The organism is Pseudanabaena sp. lw0831, from assembly GCF_016584665.1.
GTDB lineage: Bacteria > Cyanobacteriota > Cyanobacteriia > Pseudanabaenales > Pseudanabaenaceae > Pseudanabaena.
In genome coordinates, this window is record NZ_BBJB01000006.1 from 1 (window position 1) to 22,874 (window position 22,874).

21 protein-coding genes and 1 tRNA gene are annotated in these 22,874 nt (G+C 43.6%); 14 read left to right on the forward strand and 8 right to left on the reverse strand.

Annotated features, from left to right (window positions below):
- Window positions 1-154 precede the first annotated feature (154 nt).
- The 8 genes from APA_RS01370 to APA_RS01405 all read left to right on the forward strand — a co-directional run bounded on the left by APA_RS01370 (window position 155) and on the right by APA_RS01405 (window position 8,388).
- A complete protein-coding gene (locus tag APA_RS01370) occupies window positions 155-1,846 on the forward strand; it encodes an AarF/ABC1/UbiB kinase family protein (protein ID WP_201320535.1) in 1,692 nt (563 codons plus the stop codon).
- 235 nt (window positions 1,847-2,081) lie between these two features.
- Window positions 2,082-2,828 (forward strand): Stp1/IreP family PP2C-type Ser/Thr phosphatase, encoded by a 747-nt coding sequence (locus tag APA_RS01375; protein WP_201320606.1) that lies wholly within the window; start codon window positions 2,082-2,084, stop codon window positions 2,826-2,828.
- 91 nt (window positions 2,829-2,919) lie between these two features.
- The gene (locus APA_RS01380) at window positions 2,920-3,504 is read left to right on the forward strand and encodes a DUF4157 domain-containing protein (RefSeq protein WP_201320536.1); all 585 of its coding nucleotides are present in this window, start codon (window positions 2,920-2,922) and stop codon (window positions 3,502-3,504) included.
- A 98-nt stretch (window positions 3,505-3,602) separates the two neighbouring features.
- A complete protein-coding gene (recR, locus tag APA_RS01385) occupies window positions 3,603-4,199 on the forward strand; it encodes a recombination mediator RecR (RefSeq protein ID WP_201320537.1) in 597 nt (198 codons plus the stop codon).
- 139 nt (window positions 4,200-4,338) lie between these two features.
- The gene (locus tag APA_RS01390) at window positions 4,339-4,857 is read left to right on the forward strand and encodes a YdcF family protein (RefSeq protein ID WP_201320538.1); all 519 of its coding nucleotides are present in this window, start codon (window positions 4,339-4,341) and stop codon (window positions 4,855-4,857) included.
- Window positions 4,858-5,080: 223 nt separating this feature from the next.
- Window positions 5,081-5,153, forward strand: a tRNA-Phe gene (locus APA_RS01395).
- 106 nt (window positions 5,154-5,259) lie between these two features.
- A complete protein-coding gene (locus APA_RS01400) occupies window positions 5,260-5,778 on the forward strand; it encodes an FKBP-type peptidyl-prolyl cis-trans isomerase (protein ID WP_103670284.1) in 519 nt (172 codons plus the stop codon).
- A 63-nt stretch (window positions 5,779-5,841) separates the two neighbouring features.
- Window positions 5,842-8,388: a CHAT domain-containing protein gene (locus tag APA_RS01405; protein ID WP_201320539.1), complete on the forward strand. Its 2,547-nt coding sequence runs from the start codon at window positions 5,842-5,844 to the stop codon at window positions 8,386-8,388.
- Window positions 8,389-8,482: 94 nt separating this feature from the next.
- On the opposite strand, the gene APA_RS01410 is transcribed toward APA_RS01405, so the two are convergent.
- Entirely contained in the window at window positions 8,483-9,346 is an 864-nt protein-coding gene (locus APA_RS01410; protein ID WP_201320540.1) for a hypothetical protein, read from the reverse strand.
- Between the two features lie 120 nt (window positions 9,347-9,466).
- Between APA_RS01410 and APA_RS01415 the strand changes: the two genes are divergently transcribed.
- Window positions 9,467-10,156 (forward strand): zinc metallopeptidase, encoded by a 690-nt coding sequence (locus APA_RS01415; protein ID WP_201320541.1) that lies wholly within the window; start codon window positions 9,467-9,469, stop codon window positions 10,154-10,156.
- A 176-nt stretch (window positions 10,157-10,332) separates the two neighbouring features.
- On the opposite strand, the gene APA_RS01420 is transcribed toward APA_RS01415, so the two are convergent.
- Both APA_RS01420 and APA_RS01425 read right to left on the reverse strand, forming a co-directional pair.
- The gene (locus APA_RS01420; protein ID WP_201320542.1) at window positions 10,333-10,617 is read right to left on the reverse strand and encodes a HigA family addiction module antitoxin; all 285 of its coding nucleotides are present in this window, start codon (window positions 10,615-10,617) and stop codon (window positions 10,333-10,335) included.
- A 48-nt stretch (window positions 10,618-10,665) separates the two neighbouring features.
- Window positions 10,666-10,887 (reverse strand): type II toxin-antitoxin system RelE/ParE family toxin, encoded by a 222-nt coding sequence (locus APA_RS01425; protein ID WP_236579360.1) that lies wholly within the window; start codon window positions 10,885-10,887, stop codon window positions 10,666-10,668.
- Window positions 10,888-11,116: 229 nt separating this feature from the next.
- Here APA_RS01425 and APA_RS01430 point away from each other — a divergent pair, with 229 nt between their 5' ends.
- The 5 genes from APA_RS01430 to APA_RS01450 all read left to right on the forward strand — a co-directional run bounded on the left by APA_RS01430 (window position 11,117) and on the right by APA_RS01450 (window position 17,841).
- Entirely contained in the window at window positions 11,117-11,527 is a 411-nt protein-coding gene (locus APA_RS01430; RefSeq protein WP_201320543.1) for a hypothetical protein, read from the forward strand.
- A gap of 2 nt (window positions 11,528-11,529) precedes the next feature.
- Window positions 11,530-13,395, forward strand: coding sequence for an NACHT domain-containing NTPase (locus APA_RS01435; RefSeq protein ID WP_201320544.1), 1,866 nt, complete (start codon window positions 11,530-11,532; stop codon window positions 13,393-13,395).
- Window positions 13,396-13,585: 190 nt separating this feature from the next.
- Window positions 13,586-13,849 carry a hypothetical protein gene (locus tag APA_RS01440; protein WP_201320545.1) on the forward strand — a complete coding sequence of 88 codons (264 nt, stop codon included), beginning with the start codon at window positions 13,586-13,588 and terminating at the stop codon, window positions 13,847-13,849.
- 89 nt (window positions 13,850-13,938) lie between these two features.
- Entirely contained in the window at window positions 13,939-16,254 is a 2,316-nt protein-coding gene (locus APA_RS01445; protein WP_201320546.1) for a DUF4139 domain-containing protein, read from the forward strand.
- 3 nt (window positions 16,255-16,257) lie between these two features.
- Window positions 16,258-17,841 carry a mucoidy inhibitor MuiA family protein gene (locus tag APA_RS01450; protein ID WP_201320547.1) on the forward strand — a complete coding sequence of 528 codons (1,584 nt, stop codon included), beginning with the start codon at window positions 16,258-16,260 and terminating at the stop codon, window positions 17,839-17,841.
- Between the two features lie 2 nt (window positions 17,842-17,843).
- On the opposite strand, the gene APA_RS01455 is transcribed toward APA_RS01450, so the two are convergent.
- The 5 genes from APA_RS01455 to kdpB form a co-directional block, all read right to left on the reverse strand.
- Window positions 17,844-18,956 (reverse strand): universal stress protein, encoded by a 1,113-nt coding sequence (locus APA_RS01455; protein ID WP_201320548.1) that lies wholly within the window; start codon window positions 18,954-18,956, stop codon window positions 17,844-17,846.
- Window positions 18,953-19,579, reverse strand: coding sequence for a hypothetical protein (locus APA_RS01460; protein ID WP_201320549.1), 627 nt, complete (start codon window positions 19,577-19,579; stop codon window positions 18,953-18,955). The genes APA_RS01455 and APA_RS01460 overlap by 4 nt, the downstream gene beginning before the upstream one ends.
- A gap of 126 nt (window positions 19,580-19,705) precedes the next feature.
- Window positions 19,706-20,332: a K(+)-transporting ATPase subunit C gene (gene kdpC / locus APA_RS01465; RefSeq protein WP_201320550.1), complete on the reverse strand. Its 627-nt coding sequence runs from the start codon at window positions 20,330-20,332 to the stop codon at window positions 19,706-19,708.
- Window positions 20,333-20,364: 32 nt separating this feature from the next.
- Window positions 20,365-20,628: a potassium-transporting ATPase subunit F gene (locus APA_RS01470; protein ID WP_201320551.1), complete on the reverse strand. Its 264-nt coding sequence runs from the start codon at window positions 20,626-20,628 to the stop codon at window positions 20,365-20,367.
- Between the two features lie 128 nt (window positions 20,629-20,756).
- Window positions 20,757-22,862: a potassium-transporting ATPase subunit KdpB gene (gene kdpB, locus APA_RS01475; protein ID WP_201320552.1), complete on the reverse strand. Its 2,106-nt coding sequence runs from the start codon at window positions 22,860-22,862 to the stop codon at window positions 20,757-20,759.
- Window positions 22,863-22,874 lie beyond the last annotated feature (12 nt).

The window sequence follows — 22,874 nt, forward strand, 5'->3', positions numbered from 1 at the left end:
TTATTTCCTAAGTAAACCTTTTATTGCTATAAAACCGATTTTTAAAATGAGAATTGCTGTGGCTAGACAGCAGTTGCATTAAAATGTAAAGATTTAGGCTAAGATGTGAAGGTTTGTTACAGATTTTTGATAGTCCTACCAAAGTTAGTGAACCGTGCCAGCTTTATCGTCTGAACCAAATTATCGCTGGAGTCGTGACAACTACTCTGAACTTGCCCGTAGCATCGACATTTGGCGAACAGTCCTGACATTTTCGTGGATGGTTTGGATCGATGGCAAAAAATGGAGCTATGTCGGCGGCAAGAATGAAGCCAAAGCCAAAAAGCGTACTCGCAAAAGAGCCATTTGGCTACGCGAGTCAATGCTGCAACTGGGACCAACTTTTATTAAAGTCGGTCAACTTCTATCTACCCGCGCTGACATTTTGCCTGCCGAGTCCGTAGAGGAGCTATCAAAATTACAAGATAAAGTTCCCGCCTTCACGGCAACTAAAGCACAACAAATCATTGAGTCAGATTTAGGTAAGCCGATCGCCGAAATGTTTGGTTACTTCGATCCCATCCCCCTTGCAGCAGCGAGTCTCGGACAAGTGCATAAGGCACAATTGCATACTGGTGAAGAAATCGTTGTTAAGGTACAGAGACCGGGTTTATTAAAATTATTTGCGATCGATTTAGGGATTCTTAAGCGAATCGCGCAGTACTTCCAAAATCATCCTAAGCATGGACGGGGACGCGATTGGGTTGGCATTTATGAAGAATGCAGCAAAATTCTTTACGAAGAAGCAGATTACTTAAACGAAGGGAAAAATGCGGATACCTTTCGACGTAACTTCCGTAGCGATCGCCGCATCATGGTTCCTCGTGTGTATTGGCGTTACGCCTCACGGCGGGTGCTGACGCTGGAGTATATGCCGGGAATCAAGGTTAGCAATTATGAGGCACTGGAAGCTGCTGGCATCGATCGCAAAGCGATCGCTAGAATTGGAGCCGAATCATATCTAGAACAGTTACTAAATCATGGATTTTTTCACGCCGATCCCCACCCTGGAAACTTAGCGGTGACTGGTAATGGCGAATTAATTTTCTATGATTTCGGGATGATGGGGCAGATCCAATCGATTACCCGTGAAAAACTATTAAAGACTTTCTTTGGGATCGCCCAAAAAGACGCGGAAGCAGTGATTAATTCACTAATCGAGCTAGGCGCTTTAGAAGTTACAGGTGATACTGGTCCAATTAGGCGATCGGTGCAATATATGCTCGACAATTTCATGGGGCAACCCTTAGAAAAACAATCGGTAGCGGCGATCAGTGATGATTTGTACGATATTGCTTATGACCAACCATTTCGATTCCCCGCTACATTTACCTTTGTTCTAAGAGCAATTTCCACGCTCGAAGGTTTAGGTAAAGGACTCGATCCCAACTTTAACTTTATGGAAGTCGCGAAACCTTACGCAACAAATCTTATGGAAAATGGTAGTTCTAAAGAATCAGGAAATTTGTCCACCGCTTTCTTTGGTGAGCTAGGTAGACAAGCTGCACAAGTTAGTAACACTGCGATCGCATTGCCTCGTCGCATTGATGATACTCTCGCCAAACTAGATCGCGGCGATATTCGGGTCAGAGTCAAATCTCAAGAAACCGATCGCCTATTACGACGCTTAAGTAATGTCGGTATCGGCGGAATTTATGCGCTATTGGGTGCAACTTGTTTATTATGCGCCACACTTTTATTTATTAATAGTTTGCAGATTCCTGCCGTGATAGCTGCGATCGTGGCAGGGCTTTTTGTCTTAGTTTTATTACGATTGCTGTCAAAAATTGATCGTCCCGAACGATAGTCAGCAATTATCATTAAATGAAACCGATTTTGGGTTTTACAGCGCCTAAGGCGCTGTAAAACCCAAAATCGGTTTTGATGAAAGTCCGCCGAAGGCGGACTTTCATCAAAACCGATTTTTATAACGGGAATTGCTGAACGATAATCAATATTTTAGTTTTTTGCCTGTGAGGGGTAAACTAAAGATTGCTGTAGCAAAACTGGTCAATTCAATACGTCGAGCCGAACCACATAACATGAAGCGTCTATTTGCGGGAGCAACCGATACTGGCTGCGTCAGATCAGCCAACCAAGATTCATACCATATCGACCCTGAGGGACGATTTTTTGTAGTTGCTGATGGAATGGGAGGACATGCAGGCGGCGAGGTAGCAAGTCAGATTGCTGTCGATTCCATTCGCGCATGTTTAGAAGCATTTTGGGATGTTGAAACAGACACCCAAAAATTGATGCAAGACGCTATTAGTAAGGCTAATCAAGCAATTATTAACGATCAAGCTGCTAATCCTGTGCGGTCGGATATGGGCACAACTATTGTCGTATTACTCTTTCGCGATGATCAGCCTTGGTACTCTCATATTGGTGATTCGCGGTTATATCGATTACGCGGTGCAAAGCTTGATCAAATCAGTGAAGACCATACATGGATTGCTAGAGCGATTCAAACAGGAGTCGTCAATCCTGAAGAAGCTAAAAGCCATCCTTGGCGACATATGTTGTTGCAATGTCTTGGACGCGAAGATGTTAAATCAACAGCGGCTCGTGAAATCGAATGGCAACAAGGCGATCGCTTCTTGATCTGTAGTGATGGTTTGACTGAAGAACTCAGTGATGATCGAATTGCACACCATCTCAAGGGCATTCGCAACTGTCAGCAAGCAGCTCAAACACTGATCGAGTCAGCCAAGTTACGCGGCGGTCGAGACAATATCACTATTGTGATTGTCTCTAACGAATTAAATCAAAACTCTCAAGAAGACTAATATTAAGATAAAGATAAAGAAACAGTTTTTAGTGGCGCGGCGGAGCCGCGCCACTAAAAACTGACGCATCCCTAAAAGCTCTGTAAAGCATATGAATAGCATTCGGAGAATAGTCTTTTTAATTTTGATGACCCTAGCGTTAGTCGCAACCATAGGCATGTCAGATGTAAGGTTTTTTGCGGACTCTGAAACAAAATCAAGCCTAGCTGATGAGGCTTGGGGACAGGCAGGCTCGATCGCCTATCAAGCGGCGGCGAGAACAATGCGTTCTAAAAATGGCGAAGGCGTACCTTTAGAAAATGTTCAGAAGCGTTATTTAAGGCGATATTTTCTTAACTATATTGATCGCGTGCAGATCATTTACAACGCCCAAATGATGGATCGTTGGATACTTGGCAATGTCGCCGTCCATTTTGGCCAAGTCGAGACGATCGCCCAAACCTATTGCGATCGTATTTATCTCCGAGATGATTACAAGTCCGAAGATGCCAAACAATTATCAGTTTTAGCTCATGAAATGGTACATGTCCGTCAATGCTTTCAAAATGGGGGGCTAGACCAATTTGGCTATCAATATTTTGTGGAATATAAACGAGCCAAGCAAAAGTACGAAAATAATCTCATGGAAAGAGAAGCCTATGATATACAATCTCGCTTCGCAAAAAACAATCAATAGGGGCAGCGCGAAGAGCTGCCCCTATTGATTAGTAATTAACCGCACGAAGGCATGAAGTAACGTTAAAATTGTTAACGTTACTTCATGCCTTCGCTGTTTTGTATACTCGACCCCTAGCCAATCTCATCGAACAATTGCAGCGCTTGCCAGGTGTTGGGGCAAAAACTGCTCAACGCCTATCGCTTCATATTCTCAAACGCCCAACAGAAGAGGTTGAAGCTCTTGCTCACGCATTAATTCAGGCAAAGCAGCAGGTTGGTAGTTGCACTATATGCGGACATCTTTCGGCAGAACCAATTTGTGAAATTTGCGCCCATTCTAGCCGCGATAATTCCGTGATTTGCGTAGTTGCTGACTCCCGCGATCTGATTGCCCTTGAAAGAACTCGCGAATATCGTGGGAAATATCACGTTCTTGGGGGACTAATTTCGCCCATGGATGGGATTAGCCCCGATCAACTGAATATCCAAAGCTTAGTGCGGCGGGTCAGTAGTAACAAGGTCTCTGAGGTGATTATGGCGATCGCGCCCAGTGTCGAGGGTGAAACTACCACGTTATATGTGGGCGGATTATTGAGACCTTTTACAAAAGTTACGCGAATTGCCTTTGGCATTCCGATGGGTGGTGATTTAGAATATGCAGATGAGGTAACACTTGCTAAAGCGATCGAGGGCCGACGCGAATTAGATTTTTAGCTGTTAGCTAACAGCCAATAGCTAAACATGGCATTTTCTAGCACTTTTATGTTGCATATTGTTCCATCAAGCAGATAATATTTTGCTGATTCGCAACGCATTAATAATGATGATTAACCAATTCCCTAGCAGAAGTTCTATGACAGCTTTAACTGGGTTAATTGGCTCTGGATGCATGATTTTTGGAGTGCCATGCTTACCACCAATCATCTCCAGTCCTGCACCTAGAGAGCCACAGGCTATTTTAGTGTTGGGTGGCTCTCCCACCCGCGAAAAATTTGCTGCTCAGTTTGCTTTACAACATCCACAGCTCCCGATTTTTGTATCATCAGGTAGCCCAGAGGAATATGCTGAATATGTGTTTGAGCAGGCTGGGGTAAAACGCGATCGCATTCACTTAGATTATCGTGCCGTCGATACGGTCACTAATTTTACGGTAATGGTGACAGAGCTTCAGAAACGCAAAATTACGGATGTGTATGTACTGACTTCGGAGTTTCACATGCCCCGCGCTCTTGTGATTGGCAAAATTATTTTAGGTAGTCGCGGCATTGAGATGCACCCCATATCGATTCCTTCTAGCATCAAATCTGAAGATCCTGCTAAATCTCTGCGCGATGGTTTGCGATCGGTGGTTTGGCTAGTCACTGGCTCATAATATCGCTGTCGCCTTGAGAATTACAGCGCTTTGCGCTGGACATAAAACCCAAAAGATGATGGACGGCATTTAGTGTCGCCTGTCATCTTTTGGGTTTTATGTCCTAAAAAGAATGGCGACAGCGATAAGTACCTCATTACAAAGCTCTAGAAAATTAAAAAAATTCTATTGATCGAAATTCCCTTTCGGTGTTATCTTAGTAAAGCGCTAAAAAACGCACAGCGCCGGGATAGCTCAGTTGGTAGAGCAGTGGACTGAAAATCCACGTGTCACGAGTTCAAATCTCGTTCCTGGCATATGTCTTAATAAAGGGTTCGCTAAGCGAACCCTTTATTTTTGGTAGCAAATCGCTGTAAGATTCCAAAAGCTAAGTCATCACGTAATTGATTGGAGAATGTAACCTTGAAAGGAATTTTGATTAGCTTTGGCATTATGGCAGTTGCTGTTCTAGTCATTGTAGTTGCTCAAATTACAGGCGGACAGCCAGCAGTTGCTAGCACTGGTGCGCCATCTACAGGTGTACCAAATCAAACAGAAGTAAAAATAGCAGCAGCACCTTTAATTAGTATGAGTGATTCTGAAATCAAAGAAACTGGCACTGGTCTCAAATATAAAGTGATCACTGCGGGTACAGGTGCAACTCCTAAGAAGGGCGATACCGTAATCGTGCATTACACGGGTACGCTCGAAGATGGAACTAAGTTCGATAGTTCTCGCGATCGCAATAGTCCTTTTTCGTTCAAGCTTGGCGTTGGTCAAGTGATCAAGGGCTGGGATGAAGGTTTATCGATTATGCGCGTTGGCGATCGCTACACCTTGATTATTCCTCCCGATCTCGGTTATGGCGCTCGTGGAGCAGGCGGAGTCATTCCTCCTAATGCGACATTGATGTTTGATGTCGAGCTATTGCGTATTTCTTAGATAATTCAATCTTAAAAAGCACTGCCTTCGGGTGGTGCTTTTTGGTTTATTAGGATCAATGCTATGCATAGAAAGTTGAGTGCGATCGCCTTAATCACTATTTTGTCGAGCTTGCCTCTGCAAGTATTGATATGCGATCGCCTGGTGGCGCAAGAGCAGAGCGATCGCAAGACTAAAGCGGTTCAATTACTCAACCAAGGACTTCGGCAATATCGTGGGGGGGAGTATGAGGAAGCCTTGCAATCATGGCAAAGCGCTTTACAGATTTATCAAGAAATCAAAGACCGCGCTGGCGAAAGCAAGGTATTGAATAATCTTGGCATTGCTTACTACAGTCTCGGACAATTTGCGAAGGCAGTCCCTTTATTTCAACAACGCTTGACGATCTCGCGTGAATTAAACGATCGTCAGGCTGAAGCCTATGCCCTTGATAGTTTAGGACTGAATTATATTCAATTAGGGCAGTACGAACAAGCGATCGCTGTTTATCAACCTGCTGTAGAAATCCTGCGCCAACTCAATGACCGTAAAAATGAAGGCAATGCCCTCGGAAATCTTGGTATTGCTTATCGTGAATTGGGGCAATATGCCAAAGCGATCGCCTTCCATCAGCAACAATTGGCAATTACCCGCGAGATTAGAGATCGTGCTGGCGAAGGAAGAGCGCTAGGCGGACTTGGTATTGCTTATCGCGAATTGGGGCAATATGAAAAAGCGATCGCATTCTATCAACAGGATTTAGCGATCGCCCGCGAATTGCAAGATCTTAGCGGACAGGCGAGGGCGCTGAATAATTTGGGTACTGCTTATAGCAACTTGGAGAAGTATTCGCAAGCAATTGTTTTATACAAACAAGGCTTAGAAATATTTCGCGCGCTTAAGGATCGCAATGGGGAAGGTCGAACCCTCGGCAATATCGGCAACGACTATCGGCAGCTAGGACAATACGAGCAGGCGATCGCTTTTCTTCAGCAGCAATTAACCATAGCCCGTAACATTAAAGATATTGCCACTGAGGGGAAAGCTTCTGCTGGTCTGGGCATTGCCTATAATCGGTTAAGAAAATATGAAAAAGCATTCGTCTTTTACCAGCAAGATTTAGCAATCGCCCGTCAACTTAAAGATCGTAATAGCGAAGGAAGAGCGCTGAATAATTTGGGGGTTTTACTTGGGGATTTAGAACGCCCCGAACTTGCAATCCTTTATTACAAACAATCGGTCAACATTCAAGAATCGATTCGCCAAGATATTCGCGGACTGAGTAAAGACGAACAGCGTTCTTTTTTGGGAACGGTGGCAGGTACATATCGTAGCCTTGCGGATTTATTGCTCAAGCAAGGACGAGTAATGGAAGCTCTGCAAATCATCGATTTATTAAAAATCCAAGAACTGGAAGATTATCTCCAAAATGTCAAAGGGAACGATCGCACGGCACAAGGAATGCGAATTTTAGAGCCTGAGTCAAAAATGAGTCGCCAGTTATCAACGGTAAGCTTTGAGGGAATTCCCTTGCTGAACCGCGAGCTAACCCAAAAGATCCAGCAGCTCGCTCCATCGGAAATTAATAAGGCTCCCGAATACTTACAAAAGCTACCGCAAGGGGTGGTTCTCATCTATCCATTAGTGTTGCTAGATCGTCTAGAAATCGTCGTTTTTGCGGCTAATTCTATGCCCACTGCGCGGACTGTGGCGATCGCTAAACCTCAACTAGAAGAGCTGATCGCAGATTTTCGTACTGACTTGCAAGATCCTAGCTCCGACGACATCAAGACTTCGGCGAAGAAGCTATACGATCTGCTCATTAAACCGATTGAATCCGATCTTAAGCAAGCCAATGCTACGACTATTCTCTATGCTCCTGATGGATTATTGCGCTATATACCCCTCGCTACACTCTACGATGGCAAGCAATGGTTAGTGGAACGATATCGCATCAATAATCTAATTTCCTACAGTTTGCTGGATCGCGATCGCCAATCACTGAATGACTTAACCATCTTAGCGGGAGCATTTGGCGGCAAAGCTGGAGAGAGTAAATTTGGTTTAAGTGGACTGCCATCATCTATTACAGAAGTTGAGAACATTGCATCAACTTTTCCTAGGGCTAGTAAATATATCGAACAGAATTTTACGAGTCAGACGATGCGGGATAAAGCAGCAGGTAATACGATCGTCCATTTGGCAACCCATGCCGAATTTAAAAATGGTAGTCCTTTTGAATCCTATCTGTTATTTGGTGATGGCAGTAAGCTCACATTAGCAGAAGTCAATGATTTAAAGCTGAAAGATACACATCTCGTAGTTTTGAGTGCTTGCCAGACAGGATTAGGTAGTTTAGGAACTGGTACAGAGATTTTAGGCTTTGGCTATCAAGTCCATCGGGCAGGTGCAAAAGCATCGATTGCTTCACTGTGGAAGGTTTCTGATGGTGGTACACAAATACTGATGTCTGCTTTTTATAACAATTTGCGAAAGGCAAATAGTGATACATCTATAGCTTTACGGGAAGCTCAGTTAAGCATGATTAAGCGCAATATTAAAGAAGGCGCTGTGAATTATAATCATCCTTATTTTTGGTCGGCTTTTGTTCTGATTAGTAATAGCTTGTAAATCACCTAATTCTGACTATAACTACTTCTTTCTCAATGAATAATTAGTGTTGCGCGGCAAAGCCGCGCAACACTAATTATTCACTTTACAACACCTATTCTTTCGGTGGGAAGGGAGTATATTGCCAGATTCCATCAAATGTTGTCAGAGTGGTTTGTTGATTGGGATTTAGCTTTTGTTCGCGATCAAGATTAATCTGACCCACTACTTTAACGATTTTCCCATCATAGGTTTTGACTTCTTCGGGCGATCGCAACGACTGCTTAAGGTAAGTTGGGTAAATTGGAATTTCCGTTCCATCTTCTAGCACAATATTCGCCGTTGTATAGGTTCCTTTAAAGTCTAGGCTGGACGTGATTGCAGGGGCTGGTCTACTGTGCGACACATAGCGCCCGATCACTTGAACACGGCGATTGTCAAACTGAGCCAAATCAGATTTTGTTTTAACAACATCTAACTCTTCTTGCAGCACTTGAAAATAAGTATTAAAGCGATGACCAGTCGTCGCTACGGCGGGTACGAACTTGAATGCTTCTTGAGGAACTCCCGTAAATCCTCCAGTTTCGTAGCCTACATATTTAAACGATCGCCCTAAAACAGGTTTGGCAACTTGAGCCGTCACAAATAAATTAAATTCGATGGTTACTGGCTGAGCGAGAGGGCGATCGTTTACAACTTCGACGCTTAACACCTCTCTTGGGCTAGCTTTTGCACCCAATTCTCCTTGTCGAACGACACCTGCGATCGTGATGATTTTACCGAGGGGTTGCCCCAAATGACCAAGCAGAGGCTTCTGTTCAAGAGCGGTGACGGTGAAATGATTTGATGCTTTCGTCATTAGATTTGTAGGAGCTATATTACCTTCTTGGCAAGGCTGGGGGGCGGCGATCGCTTGCATTGCTTGTCCTGCAAACCAGAATATAGGCAAACTGAGGAAACTCAGATGTAATTTTTTCATGGCAAATTTAGTTGGTTGAAACTTACAGCAATTTCCAATTCAGTAGTGTTTTCACTACCGCCAGAGACTATAGCAACAAGGGCATAATCATACATAGAAATGTCTGAAGGAGAAAAGTAAATGTTTTTTCACCCATCCTATTTGATCCTCATCCCAGGGATGATCTTGATGTTTTGGGCGCAGCAGAGAGTCAAAGCAACTTACGAAAAATATGCAGATATGCGATCGAGCCTTGGAATGACAGGCGCACAGGTTGCTAAGACCATCCTGCAACGCATGGGTATTCATGATGTGACTGTAGAGCAAGTAGCAGGAGAACTGACCGATCATTACGATCCTTCTGCGAAGGCAGTGCGCTTATCGGAATCAGTGTATGGATCATCATCACTAGCTGCTGCCGCGATCGCAGCCCATGAATGTGGTCACGTTTTGCAAGATGTACGCGGTTATCAATTTATGAATATCCGTGCATCCCTTGTGCCAGTAGCAAATATCGGCGCTAACTTTGGCCCCTTGATGGTGATGGCTGGGCTGTTCCTGACATCCCTCGGCAGTCTGAGTGTAGTTTTCATCAATATTGGTATTGCCTTATTTGCTAGCGCGATCCTATTTCACATTGTGACTTTACCTGTGGAGTTTGATGCTTCTAGCCGAGCTTTAAAGCTAATTGATGAGCTAGGTATTCTCCAAGGTGACGAAAATATCGGCGCTCGCAATGTACTTAACGCTGCTGCATGGACATATGTAGCAACTGCAATTTATGCCGCACTTCAACTTGTGCAGTTGTTGTTAATGCGAGGCGATCGCTAATTAACGTAATCCCAATTCTCAAAATGGCGTTGCCATTTTGAGAATCCAAGAAGCTTACTGGATTTGATTTTTAATTATCACTATTGACCGATCGCTATATGCTTCTATCATGCGATCGCGCAATTAGTTCATGATTTCATCAATCAGTTGATGGTGCATAAAGAGGGCGATTGCTATTAAGCGGCGATTGATTGGATGTTTTGATATTCGGATTCTTTAATCTGGCTAATCTCCCAATTATTTTGAAGATTTAACCAAAATTGGGGACTGGCTCCCAATGCACGAGACAACTTCATGGCTAGTAGTGCGTTAATATCTTTCTTTCCATCACAAATATCGTGAATGATGCTGGATGGTATTTCTATATGGTTAGCTAAGGCTTCAGAGGAGATATTAATTTCTTCTAGCTCATCCTGTAAAACTTTTCCAGGGTGAATAGGCGTTAGGTGTAGTTGCTGCATGATTGGTTATGTTACAAGTCTAATGGTTTAACAAATAATTTATGGCTATCAATCATGATAGTCAATGATCTCTACATCATAAGCATTCTCTTGTAGCCATCGGAAGCAAATGCGATATTGATCGTTGATACGAATACTGTATTGTCCTTCTCTATCTCCCTGCAAGGTTTCTAGGCGATTTCCACGGAGTTCGCGTAAGTCTTCGAGTGAGGTTGCCGCAGAAATTCGAGCAAGCTTAATTTGAGCCTTTTGATGTAATGTTTTTGGCAAAAGTTTTAAGCTGTTTTTTGTTACACGACCATAGTTTATGTCTTCGGTCGCTTTATTCCGAAAGTTATAAATCGCCACTTACGCTAACACTGTTGTAAATCATTGCCATTCAATCATATGTTGGCATAGCGATCGCCATTACAATCATCTGCATCTTCAATCTATAGTAAAGTTAATAATCATCTGACGATGTACAATCTGATCAGCAATTGTAATCAAGGGTGATTTTATGGAACCGATAACTGCGATCGCTGCGGCGGAAATTGTCAAAATTGCTTTTCAGGAGTTTGCGAAGTCTGGGGCTGGGGAATTGGCTAAGAAATCTGTTGGTGGTGCGATCGACTTAGTAAAAAATCTGCGCGACAAAATTAAAGCCAAATTTCAAGGCAATGAACGTGCCGAAAAAGCCTTAGCTGAGGTGGAACAAAATGGTGATTCAACGGCACTAGACAAAGTTAAAAAATATCTAGACCTTGAGTTGGATGAAGATGAGGCTTTTGCGACGGAAGTAAGGCAAATTGCTCAACAAATTATCAATATCCAAAATCAAAACAATTCAATTAGGGAATATAACAACTACGGGCGCGATCAGATCAACATCGAAAATATCCAAGGTAATCCGAAAATTGGCGGGTCTTAACCATGTCTCGGCAATATGACAACCGTGGGCGAGATCAATTCAATATCGAACAGGTTCAGGGAAATGTAATAGTTCAGAACCAGCCTATTCGTTCGCGCAACGAGCTATTACTCTTACAAGCAATAGAACAAGAAGTTGACTCCAGACTCGCGCAGTCGCTACACAACCATGTATTCGTGACTTTGGACAAGGAATCTCATCCAGAACAAGTAAAACACTTGTGGGATACAGAAATTAAGATTGGAGCAAAGCCTCCACAACCTATCCCGCCAAAGACAAGCATTATAGAGACATTTGAGCAAACAGAAATTGCTGGACGGTTGCTAATTTTGGGCGCTCCAGGTTCTGGTAAGACAACAACGATGCTAGACCTCGCTAAAGCGCTCGTTGCCCAAGCGGAGCAAGATTCAGTTCGACCAATCCCAGTACTTTTTAACCTGTCGAGTTGGACAGATCCGCGTCAGTTAATGCCTGACTGGTTGGTAGAGGAACTTAAATCAAAGTATGGGGCAGGTAAAGCTCTTGCTGGGCAATGGCTGCAAGAGAAACTAATTTTACCAATGTTAGATGGTTTAGATGAAGTCAAAATAGAGCATCAGGAATCTTGTGTAGCTGCAATAAATCTCTGGTTACAAGGAGATTTGCGTCCGCCATCTGTAGTGGTGTGCAGCCGTCAAGAGGAGTATGCCAACTATCAGACACGATTAAATCTCAATGGTGCGATTTTGCTGCAATCGCTGACAGAGGAGCAAATTCAAGAGTATTTATTAGGGGTGAATCGGACAGAACTATGGCAGTTACTACAACAAGATACAGAGTTACTGGAATTAGTCAGAACTCCGTTGCTATTGAGCATAACAATTTTGTCCTATGCAAAACTTTCTTTGCAGCAATGGCAGGCATTAAATTCGACAAAGCAACGAATAAATCTGTTACTGGATGCTTACATTACAACAATGTTCGAGAGGAGATTTAACAGTAGGGCTTATAGGGAAAGCAAAGTCCCGTCAGATAGACAAACACAGAAATGGTTGAGAGTTCTATCCCTGCAAATGCAAAGAGAGTCACAGACAGAGTTTCTGATCGAAAGGATGCAACCATCTGTGTGGTTATTCGGTAAACAGCAAGGAATGTATAGGCTAAGTATTGGGCTAACTATTGGGCTAACTATTGGGCTGATTGGGTGGCCGATTGGGTGGCTGACTGAGGGGCTGATTTTTGGTCTGATTTTGGGTCTCAGCAGCAGTAAAATTAACTTAGTGGAGACAATCAAATTGTCTTTTAAAAAAGTGATTTTTGGGCTGATTCTGGGGCTGATTCTGGGGCTGATTCTGGGGCTAAGTATTGGGCTGACTCAGGGGCGTGAGTTCAACATGCAGGTGGTGCTGATTATTGGGCTAAGTATTGGGTTGATTCTGGGGCTGATTCTGGGGGTCAATATTGGGCTGATTTCTTCGGAACTGGATGTTAAGACTAGTCCAAATCAAGGGATACGCAAAACAGCACGCAATGCACTTCTTATTACACTGATTAGTGTGCTGATTAGTGTGCTGATTAGTGTGCTGTTCAGTGTGCTGATGTCTTCTTTTCTGGATTCCGATGATTCCTTTCAGATAGTTTTGAGTGGGATGAAGTGGGTGCTGATTTTTGGGCTGATTTTTGGGCTGATTTTTGGGCTGATTTTTGGGAAAGCTTGTCTACAACATCTTTCTTTACGACTCATCCTTTACCACAATGGGACTATTCCATGGAATTACGCTCGTTTCCTTAACTACTGCACTGAATTACTTTTTCTCCAGCGCGTGGGAGGACGCTATCGCTTTATCCATAAGCTATTACAAGATTACTTTGCGGAAATGGAGATCTAAAGAAAGGTCACTGCGAAAAAGCCTCTAATTCATTTCACGGCAAACTCTATATACTTTTTGGCATAGCGCATAAATTAGAAGAGAAAATAAGTAAGATGATTAGCGCAATCTAAAAAACTAAAAGTTTATTTCGGTAAACTGAATTAGAAACTTAATATGACATTTAAAATTACACTAAGAGGATACCCAAATGACAGTTAGAGAACAACTTAGCAAAGAACTTGAACAAGCCCCCGACTCATTAGTTGAAGAAATCCTTGACTTCTGCCTATTTCTCAAACAACGTGAGCAAGCCAAAGTTAATAATCAAGCAACTGAAACAAAAACAAACGGAATTCTCGACCTATTAAATCGCGTCAAAGAAATTCAAGCCCAAGTTCCCACCGAAGAATGGGACAAACTTCCCCATGATGGATCAATCAACCATGACCATTATCTCTATGATTCTCCATAAATGACAACTAAATTGGCAATTGAAATTATTTTTAGGGGTATATAATAAATTCAAGAAAACAAGACAAGATTTGTATAAAGCATAAATTTATGTCGATCGCTCAGCTTGCCTCCAAAATCGAAAAAGTTAAAGTTTACTCCGAAGGCTCCACTGTGAGGCGTTTGGCAAATTTGTCAGCGATCGCATGGCAAAATGAAAATACTGAAAATGTCGAAGTCGAGATCGTGGGATTACCGCTGGCTCTGGATGATGCGAGTGTCAGGGTGCGGGTGGACAATGGCGAAACTGGGGCAGATGAGAATGTAATTGTTACAGATGTGCGGGTTGGTTTGAGTGTCCCCTCACCTGTGGAAGTTCCGATATCAGATTTAGATGAATTAATACGGTCAGCAAAAGCTGAGGTCGATCGCTTAAATGATCTCCAAGGTGTAATTGCTCTAGAAATGTCGGCTTTGAATGTGTTGAATGTTCCCGATCGCCCTATAGGAGAAGAGGGCAAAGCCCCACCAACCTCACCAACAGGAGCAAGAGTAGCTTTAGCAAATTTCAAGGATGAGCAGAAGCAACTACGCATTAAAGAAAAGCGCGAACTTGATATGCAATTGCGAAAAGCCATAGAAAACCTGCGCGATCTGCAACAACAGCAAATCCTTGCTTCAAATGCGAATGTTGCCAAAGAAAATGAGTTACGCAAAACCATTGTCGCTCGTTTGCAAATTAGCGATCGCATTGCCTCATCTTTAGCCATACCTGACAATCTGCAACTGATTGTGGAATATTTTGTGCAGGGTGCAAAATGGACACCCACTTATGTCTGTCGGCTGAATAGTGCCACTAATACGGCGGCGATCGCCTTGCGGGCTTTGATTTGTCAGCGTACTGGTGAGGATTGGTCGGGTGTGCAGATAGAGCTTTCGACTGCTACGCCGACTGGTTGGTGTGAGTTACCAGAGTTACCGTCTCTGAGGTTAGGGCGATCGCAAGCATTTGCGTCCAAAAAGGCTTGGCGAAACCCACCCAAAGGAGCAGAGATTCTGTTTGAAGATTATGATCTTCAGAGACAGATCGCCTATAGCGCCATTAGTACTACTTCAGTTTCGCAAAGTTTTCAAATTCTAGCACTAGAGCCATTATCATCAGTAACCCAATCGATTCTGAACCAGAAGCTTGAAAATTTAAAAATAGATACCTTTGCCGATCTTAGTCAAAATCTGCTGGGTCGTGGAGTCAACTCGGTTGAGTTAGCAAGTGAAACCACCTCGTTTGACGAACAGAGCCAATATTTTGGTGGTATGTCATTAGAAATTGATGCAGAGTTGGCAGAACTTAAATCTATGATGCAATCTAACGCTAGTAGAAGTGCATCATCACAGGCTCTAGAAAGAATGGGGGCAAGAGTTATGATGAGTGAAGCACGATCGCCGCAACCAGCTATGAGTAAGGCTATGGCTCCTGCACAAAGGTCTACGCTTCTCGATCGTCCAGGGGCAGTAATGCGAGAATCTATCTTCGATCCTGTTCAAGAGATTACGAACTATGGACTGATGCGATTGGCTGATCCTAGTAATACCTCACAACGCGGCAAACTTAGTTTGCCTGATGTGCAGACAATTTATTTGGAATCCCTGAAGCGATCTCAAATGACAGTTAATTTCGATTTGTCCTTAGTGTTGCAACAGGCATTAAGTCTAGCTGCTTGTCAGAATACCCATTTACCTGCGGGTGCGATCAATGTGCGGCAGATGGTAGGCTCTTTTGACTTTGCTTATCTTGGGACTGGAAGAGTGGATATTCCATCCGATGGACAGTTTCATTCAGTTGCATTACTCGAAGAAAATGCGGAGATCGATCTGCGTTATATCGTCGTCCCCCGTGAAGACACCAATGTTTTTCGGATAGCGCAACTTCGCAACCCGCTGCGATCGCCATTATTAGCAGGCTCTACGGATGTCTATGTTGATGGTGAATATATTCTCTCAACTCGCATTAACACCGTGCCACCCAAAGGACAAATGGAACTAGGCTTAGGCGTAGAGCAATCGATTAAAGTGGCGCGAAATACCTCCTTTAAAGAAGTGCGATCGGGTATGAGTCTGGTCGCCTTTAACGAATTGCGTCACAGTATTCATATTGCGATCGCAAATCGACTAGGGCGAGATGCCAGAATTGAAGTACGCGAACGTATTCCTGTGCCACAAGCTGATGTAAAAGTAGATGTGACTGTTACACAGGTTGCCCCAGCATGGGAGAAATACGAACAGCAAGAGCGCAATGCTGTGATTAAAGGTGGCTATCGTTGGCAAATCAACGTTCCCGCAGGTGGTGAAACGGAATTAACCGCCGACTATACAATTAAGACTTTTGTGGATAACGAATTAGTTAACGGTAATCGGAGAGAGGCATAGAACATGATATCAACCGAAATTCAGACCCTAGATCTAAATGCTCCTGTTACTACCGTGACACTACTCGAAGATCGCGCTCAAGTTCAACGCATGGCGAAGGTAACTTTAACATCAGGACTTTGGCGAGTTCATGTTGCTAAAGTTGCGCCCATTCTCTCTGATAAGTCCCTTCGTGCCGAATTTAGCGATCGCATATCTGGTGCAAGAGTAAACGATGTACGTGTTCGCCGACGGATGTTAATTAAGGAATCCGATCGCTCAGGTTTGTTAGAAGAGTTAATGCTTGAATGGCGATCGCAATTCGATCAATACAATGTCCTCACTGAAGATCGCCAACAACTCGAAGACCAGTTTCAACAAATCGGCATAATTTTGGGGAAAGCTTTGCAAGAGCTCCCCATTGACGCTGCTTGGGGACAAGTCGATCCCATGGCATGGCGATCGCAATTACAGCCACTATTTCAAAAAATGCGGGAAGCTCGTAGCGAAATCCTCAATACTTACCATGCACAGGCGAAGTTGAAATCTGCGATCGAGCGGCTGGTGAGCCGTATTCAAGCTGAAGCTAGACCCGATCAGATTTTCACAGCGCATCTCGAAGCGGATTTAGCGATCGCGGAAACTGGTGAATATGAACTAGCTTTTGATTATGTCGTTCCCAATGCCTTCTGGCGACCCTATCATCAAGCCCAGTTACAGATGAGAGATAAGCAAACGGGAGAAAATTCGCAATTAACCTTCCGTACCGATGGTTGCGTTTGGCAAAACACAGGCGAAGACTGGCTAAATGTGGATTTAGTCTTTTCCACCGCTCGTGCGTCCCTTGGCACTGAGCCACCTTTACTTACCGATGATTGGCTGAATATCCGCGAAAAAGCTAAGAAGATTGCCGTAGAAATGCGCGATCAAACGGTTAAAACGACGGGGCTAGGTGGAGGAGCAATACCAGATGCGATCGATTTACCTGGGGTTGATGATGGCGGAGAAGTGAGAACTCTCCGCGCCCCTAAAAAAGCGAATATTCCCTCCAATGGCAATCCCTATCGTGTGCCATTATTTCAATTTCAATCCTTAGCTAAGATTGAGTATGTGCTTATACCCGAAATAGCTTTGCAAGTCGTTCTCAAAAGTGAACACACTAATAATTCCACATTGCCAATTTTAGCTGGCCCCGTCGATCTAGTGCGGTCTACAGAATATGTCGGGCGAACAACTGTATCTTTTATCGCTCCCCAAGAAAAATTTGCCCTTGGTTGGGGAACTGATGCAAATATGCGTGTCCAGCGCACCCAGTCACAAAAACGAGAAAAGAATCATCTCACCCAATGGAATACAATTACCAACACTGTAAGTATCTTTCTCTCAAATATTGGCGATGAAGCTAGAAAAATCACCATGACTGAGCGAATGCCTGTCTCAGAATTGGAGAAGGTAAAAATTGAAGTAGTGCAGGATGAAACCAGCGATCGCATCCAACCCGATCTCAACGGTTTTTGCAATTGGAATTTGCATCTCCCACCTTATTCCCAAGCCAAAGTTATCCTAGTCTACAAAATTGCTGCTGCTCCTGATGTCGAAGGTTTATAAATTCAAGGATTATCGACAGATCCTGCTTTACTAGTTGAAATAATGTGAATATCCACATTTTTGAGTACTCGTAAAATCCTTTGCGTGAGCGATCCCTTAAACAAGATTTGCCAGCGTGACTTCTGGCTTTCACCCATCACAATTTGCGTAACTCGATAATTTTTTGCCGTATCCACGATCGCATCTAAAGGCTGACTATTTCGCACTCGAATAAAAGTGCCTGCAAACTCTTTGCACAGACGCTCACAGGTTTCAATATGTAGACTTTCGGTTTTGGTTAAAAAGCGATCGGGATCATCAACAAATAGAACATAAAGTTGCGCGTGCATATAGCTTGATATCCTTGCTCCTCGGCGTAGCAATTGAAGAGAATTAGGATAAGTGGAAACACAAACCAAAACTCGTTCGTGAATATTGCAAATGAGATTTGTAGAATAACCTGACTGTTCATGGGCTTCTAGATCATCCTCGATGTTATCCGCAATTTCCCGCAGGGCTAATTCTCGCAAAGCAATCAAATGGCGACGCTGAAAAAAGTTGTTCAGAGATTGATCGATCTTCTCAGGTGCGTATATTTTGCCGTCACGCAGACGTTCCTGAAGAGTTTCAGGCGTAACATCAACCACCACCAGTTCATCGGCAGCTTCTAAAACGTGATCGGGAATGCGTTCGCGCACGATCACTCCCGTAATTTTTGCTACGGTATCATTAAGGCTCTCAATATGTTGAATATTTACAGTGGAATAGACATCAATTCCTGCTTCGAGCAAGATTTCCACATCTTGATAGCGTTTTTCGCGCTCTGCATTTGGGACGTTGGTATGAGCTAATTCGTCTACTAGAGCTAATTGTGGCTGTCGCTTGATGATCGCATTAGTATCCATCTCCGTGAGAGTTACTGATTCCATCTTAATCTGTTGGCGTGGGATTAGTTCTAAGCCGATTGCTTTTTCCACAGTTTCTACGCGATTATGGGTTTCTAATAAACCAATAACCACATCAATTCCTTCAGAACGTAGGCGATGCCCTTCCTCTAGCATCCGATAGGTTTTACCGACACCTGGACTCATGCCGATAAATATTTTATGCTTACCGCGCCGATGAGCTTTAATCATAGTGTCGCGATCGCTAATTTAGATTGCTCAAACATATAGCCAATTGCTGTAAAAAGCAGTTTTAGATTTTGGATGGTGTGGATGGTAATTTCTTTTACAAAATAGTTGGTGTCAAGTATAGCAAATTCCCAAATTATGCCGTTAGATACAATTCCAAAAACAGGGGCGAAATTTGTTTCGTTTTTAGATGTCTGATTAGCTCTACGCGCAGCCATCATGTCAGAAATGCAATCAATCCAAGCGTCTTCAAAGCTCTCACGTTTGACCCCAATAATGATGAGTCTAGGTTTCTCTAAAAAGATGTTGCCCATAGGCGATCGCTTGGCAATCAAATAATCTGGAACTACGAAACGATTATCTCCATAATTAAGTGGTTGATGGCTCCATAAAAGCAAATCTTTTTTGTATAGTTTCCAGACTTCTCTGAGTGTGGGATAGATTAAGGACTCACAGAGAGCAGATTCCGAGTTTCTATACACGCTTTCACTCAGCGTCAATTTGATCTCAGCTTCAAAGTATTCTAAAACTGGTATTTCCATCATTTGAATAAAGTTTTGTTCAGAGTAGTTGATATCGAACTCTCCCAGTACTTCATCAACTCTTTTATAGTTTGTGTATGACATATTTTTGGATGGTTTGAGTGGCTATACCTTGCTTTTAGTGGTACTGAGTGAACAATAGCTGAGCGAAGTCGAAGCGACAGCTATCTACTTCGCCACAATTTGTATGGTTGGTATAGCTTATCGAAATCACAAAGAATCTAAAGCTAAATTTAACTTCAAGACATTTACACCATCTTCGCCAAAGATGCCTAGAAAACGCCCATCAGTATTTTGTTGAATGAGTGATTCTAGCTTGCTAGGTTCAACTTTGCGGGCTAGGGCTACTCTTTGGATTTGAGCTTTTGCGGCTTCAGGCGCAATGTGTGGATCGAGACTTGAGCCAGAGGTATAGACTAGATCCGCGACTGGAGGTATCCCCGCTTCTTGAAGACGGTTTAATTCTCCTTTAATTTGTTTGGTTGGATCGGGATCTTTAGTGCCCTTAATTCGATCTAAGAGTGCAGGATTGCTCGGTGCGAGATTGCTTGCGCCTGAAACGCCTGTCTTGAGAATGCCAGCATCATCTTTCTTGGGATCGGCGGTACTGTAGCTAGAGGTGCTGGGGCGGCTGTTGAAATATTTGTCGCTGGTAAATGGTTGTCCGATCAGCGCCGAACCGACTACTTGTCCTTGAGCATTACGGATCAAACTTCCTTTAGCTTGATTTGAGAGAAATGGTAATTGCGCGATCGCTAGCGCTCCCGCAGGATAAATCACGGCGACTAGTACCCAAAGAACTAGGGTAGCGCGGATGGCTTTGATGATTTCGTTCATAGATTTTGGTTAATTAGTAATTCGTAATTAATTTAAAATTTCTCTGGTTGAAACATGACGACAAATAGATAAATCGAGAAGCCGACTGTGACGATTCCTAGTAGTCCTAATGCGTAAGCCTGCGTGCGCGTAAAGCTATCAGCATTGGCTGCATAGACGGCGGGAGCAACAATCAAATTAAAGCAGAGCAAGAGAAATAGATATTTTGGATATTTCTTTTTGATTGAGAGTTGCCAAAGCCCTTTCAGGTCTTCGATAGAAAAATCGCTGAAAACATTGGGGAGAGTTTTTTTCATGGTGATTGGGAAATAAAAAGTCAGAATCACAGATTAGACGGATTCAAGGATTGCGCGGATTTTTAGATACAGATTTTTAGAGAGGATCAAGAAAATCCGTGAAATCCAATCATCCGTTTAATCCGCGATCAAATGATGGGTAGCAAAATATCAATGAATTTAATTGCAATAAATGGAGCAATTACGCCACCCAAACCGTAAAGCAGAATATTGCGCTGCAAGAGTTGATCGGCAGTGAGAGGTCGGAATTTTACGCCTTTGAGAGCAAGTGGAATTAAAGCAGGAATGATTAAGGCATTATAAATTAGTGCCGAGAGAATTGCCGATTGGGGACTTTTGAGACCCATCACATTCAATGCACCAATACCTGCGGCGGCGAAGATCGTGGGAATGATCGCGAAGTATTTGGCGATGTCGTTAGCGATGGAGAAAGTAGTCAACGCGCCTCGTGTAATCAGTAATTGCTTACCGATCGCGACTAAATCAATCAACTTAGTCGGATCGCTATCCAAATCCACCATATTTGCGGCTTCTTTAGCGGCTTGTGTGCCTGAGTTCATCGCGACACCGACATTTGCTTGAGCCAATGCAGGAGCGTCATTCGTGCCGTCACCAGTCATTGCAACTAATTTACCTTGAGCCTGTTCACTGCGAATTACTTCGATTTTATCTTCGGGAGTTGCCTCGGCAATAAAATCATCGACACCTGCTTCTTCAGCAATTACAGAAGCCGTAATTTGGTTGTCACCCGTAAGCATAATCGTGCGAACACCCATCCGCCTTAGTTGGTCGAATCGTTCGCGTAATCCTGGCTTGACAATATCTTTGAGATAGATCACACCATGCAAATCACCTCCTAAACTCAAGCCCAATGGGGTTCCGCCCAGCTTAGAGACTTTCTCATAGGCGGCTTCAAATTCTGGGGGGATTTCACCCGATCGCGATCGCACAAAGCCTCTGATTGAATCAATAGCTCCTTTCCGAACTTCAACATTATCAGGTAAATCAGTGCCACTCATGCGAGTACGGGCGGAGAAGTCAACGCCTTTGGCTTGATCGCGATCGAATTTAATCACGGCTCCTGATTGTTCAGCTAACTGCACGATAGAGCGACCTTCAGGAGTTTCATCAAAGATACTGGCGGCAAGTGCAACAGTGGCGGTTTCAGCGAGGCTATGACCATTGACAGGAATAAACTCTTCGGCTAAGCGATTGCCGAGAGTAATCGTGCCAGTTTTGTCGAGAACCAGTGTGTTGATGTCACCACAAGCTTCAACGGCGCGACCAGAGGTGGCAATCACATTAAACTGTGCGACCCGATCCATACCCGCAATGCCGATCGCACTCAATAAACCGCCAATCGTAGTGGGAATTAGCGCCACTAATAAGGAGATTAAAATCGCGATGGTTGTGGGAGTATTTACATAATTAGCGATCGGGGTCATCGTAGCCACGACGATTAAAAACACCTGTGTTAGTACGGTCAGCAGAACCGTCAAAGCAATTTCGTTAGGTGTTTTCGAGCGTTCGGCTCCTTCCACAAGGGCGATCATGCGATCGATAAATCCTTGCCCAGGATCAGCCGAAATCTTAATCGTCAATTCATCGGAAACTACGCGAGTACCACCTGTAACCGAACTGGAAATATCCGTTCCTGGTTGTTTGAGGACTGGAGCCGATTCTCCTGTAATTGCGGATTCATCGACTGAAGCTATGCCAGCAATTACTTCACCATCGGAAGGAACTAGTTCGCCGATTTTCACTTTTACCAAGTCACCACGGCGCAATTCTGTGGAACTGGTTTCTTGAATTGAACCATCAGGCAAGACTTTACGAGCGATCGTATCAGATCGAGTAGTGCGTAATGAGTCCGCTTGAGCTTTACCGCGTCCCTCAGCGATCGCCTCGGCAAAGTTGGCGAATAATACTGTAAAAAAGAGAATTACAGTAATCGAACCATTGAGAATGCGTTCTTGATTGGCATTAGCTTGAACAGTGCCAAATAGATTGGGATCGATAGTAACGAGTAAAGTGACAATCGTACCGACCCAAACCATAAACATGACAGGATTACGGACAGCAATGCGGGGATCGAGTTTGACAAAGGCATCCCGAACTGCTCGTTGAAACATTCCATCCATTGACACTTTAGGGGTGTGTCTGCGGGACTCGCGAGTGCTGCCAAGTTCGCGTTTCTTTTGAGATGACAAATTACTGGTTGTATTGTTGTTCATAAATTTAATAGA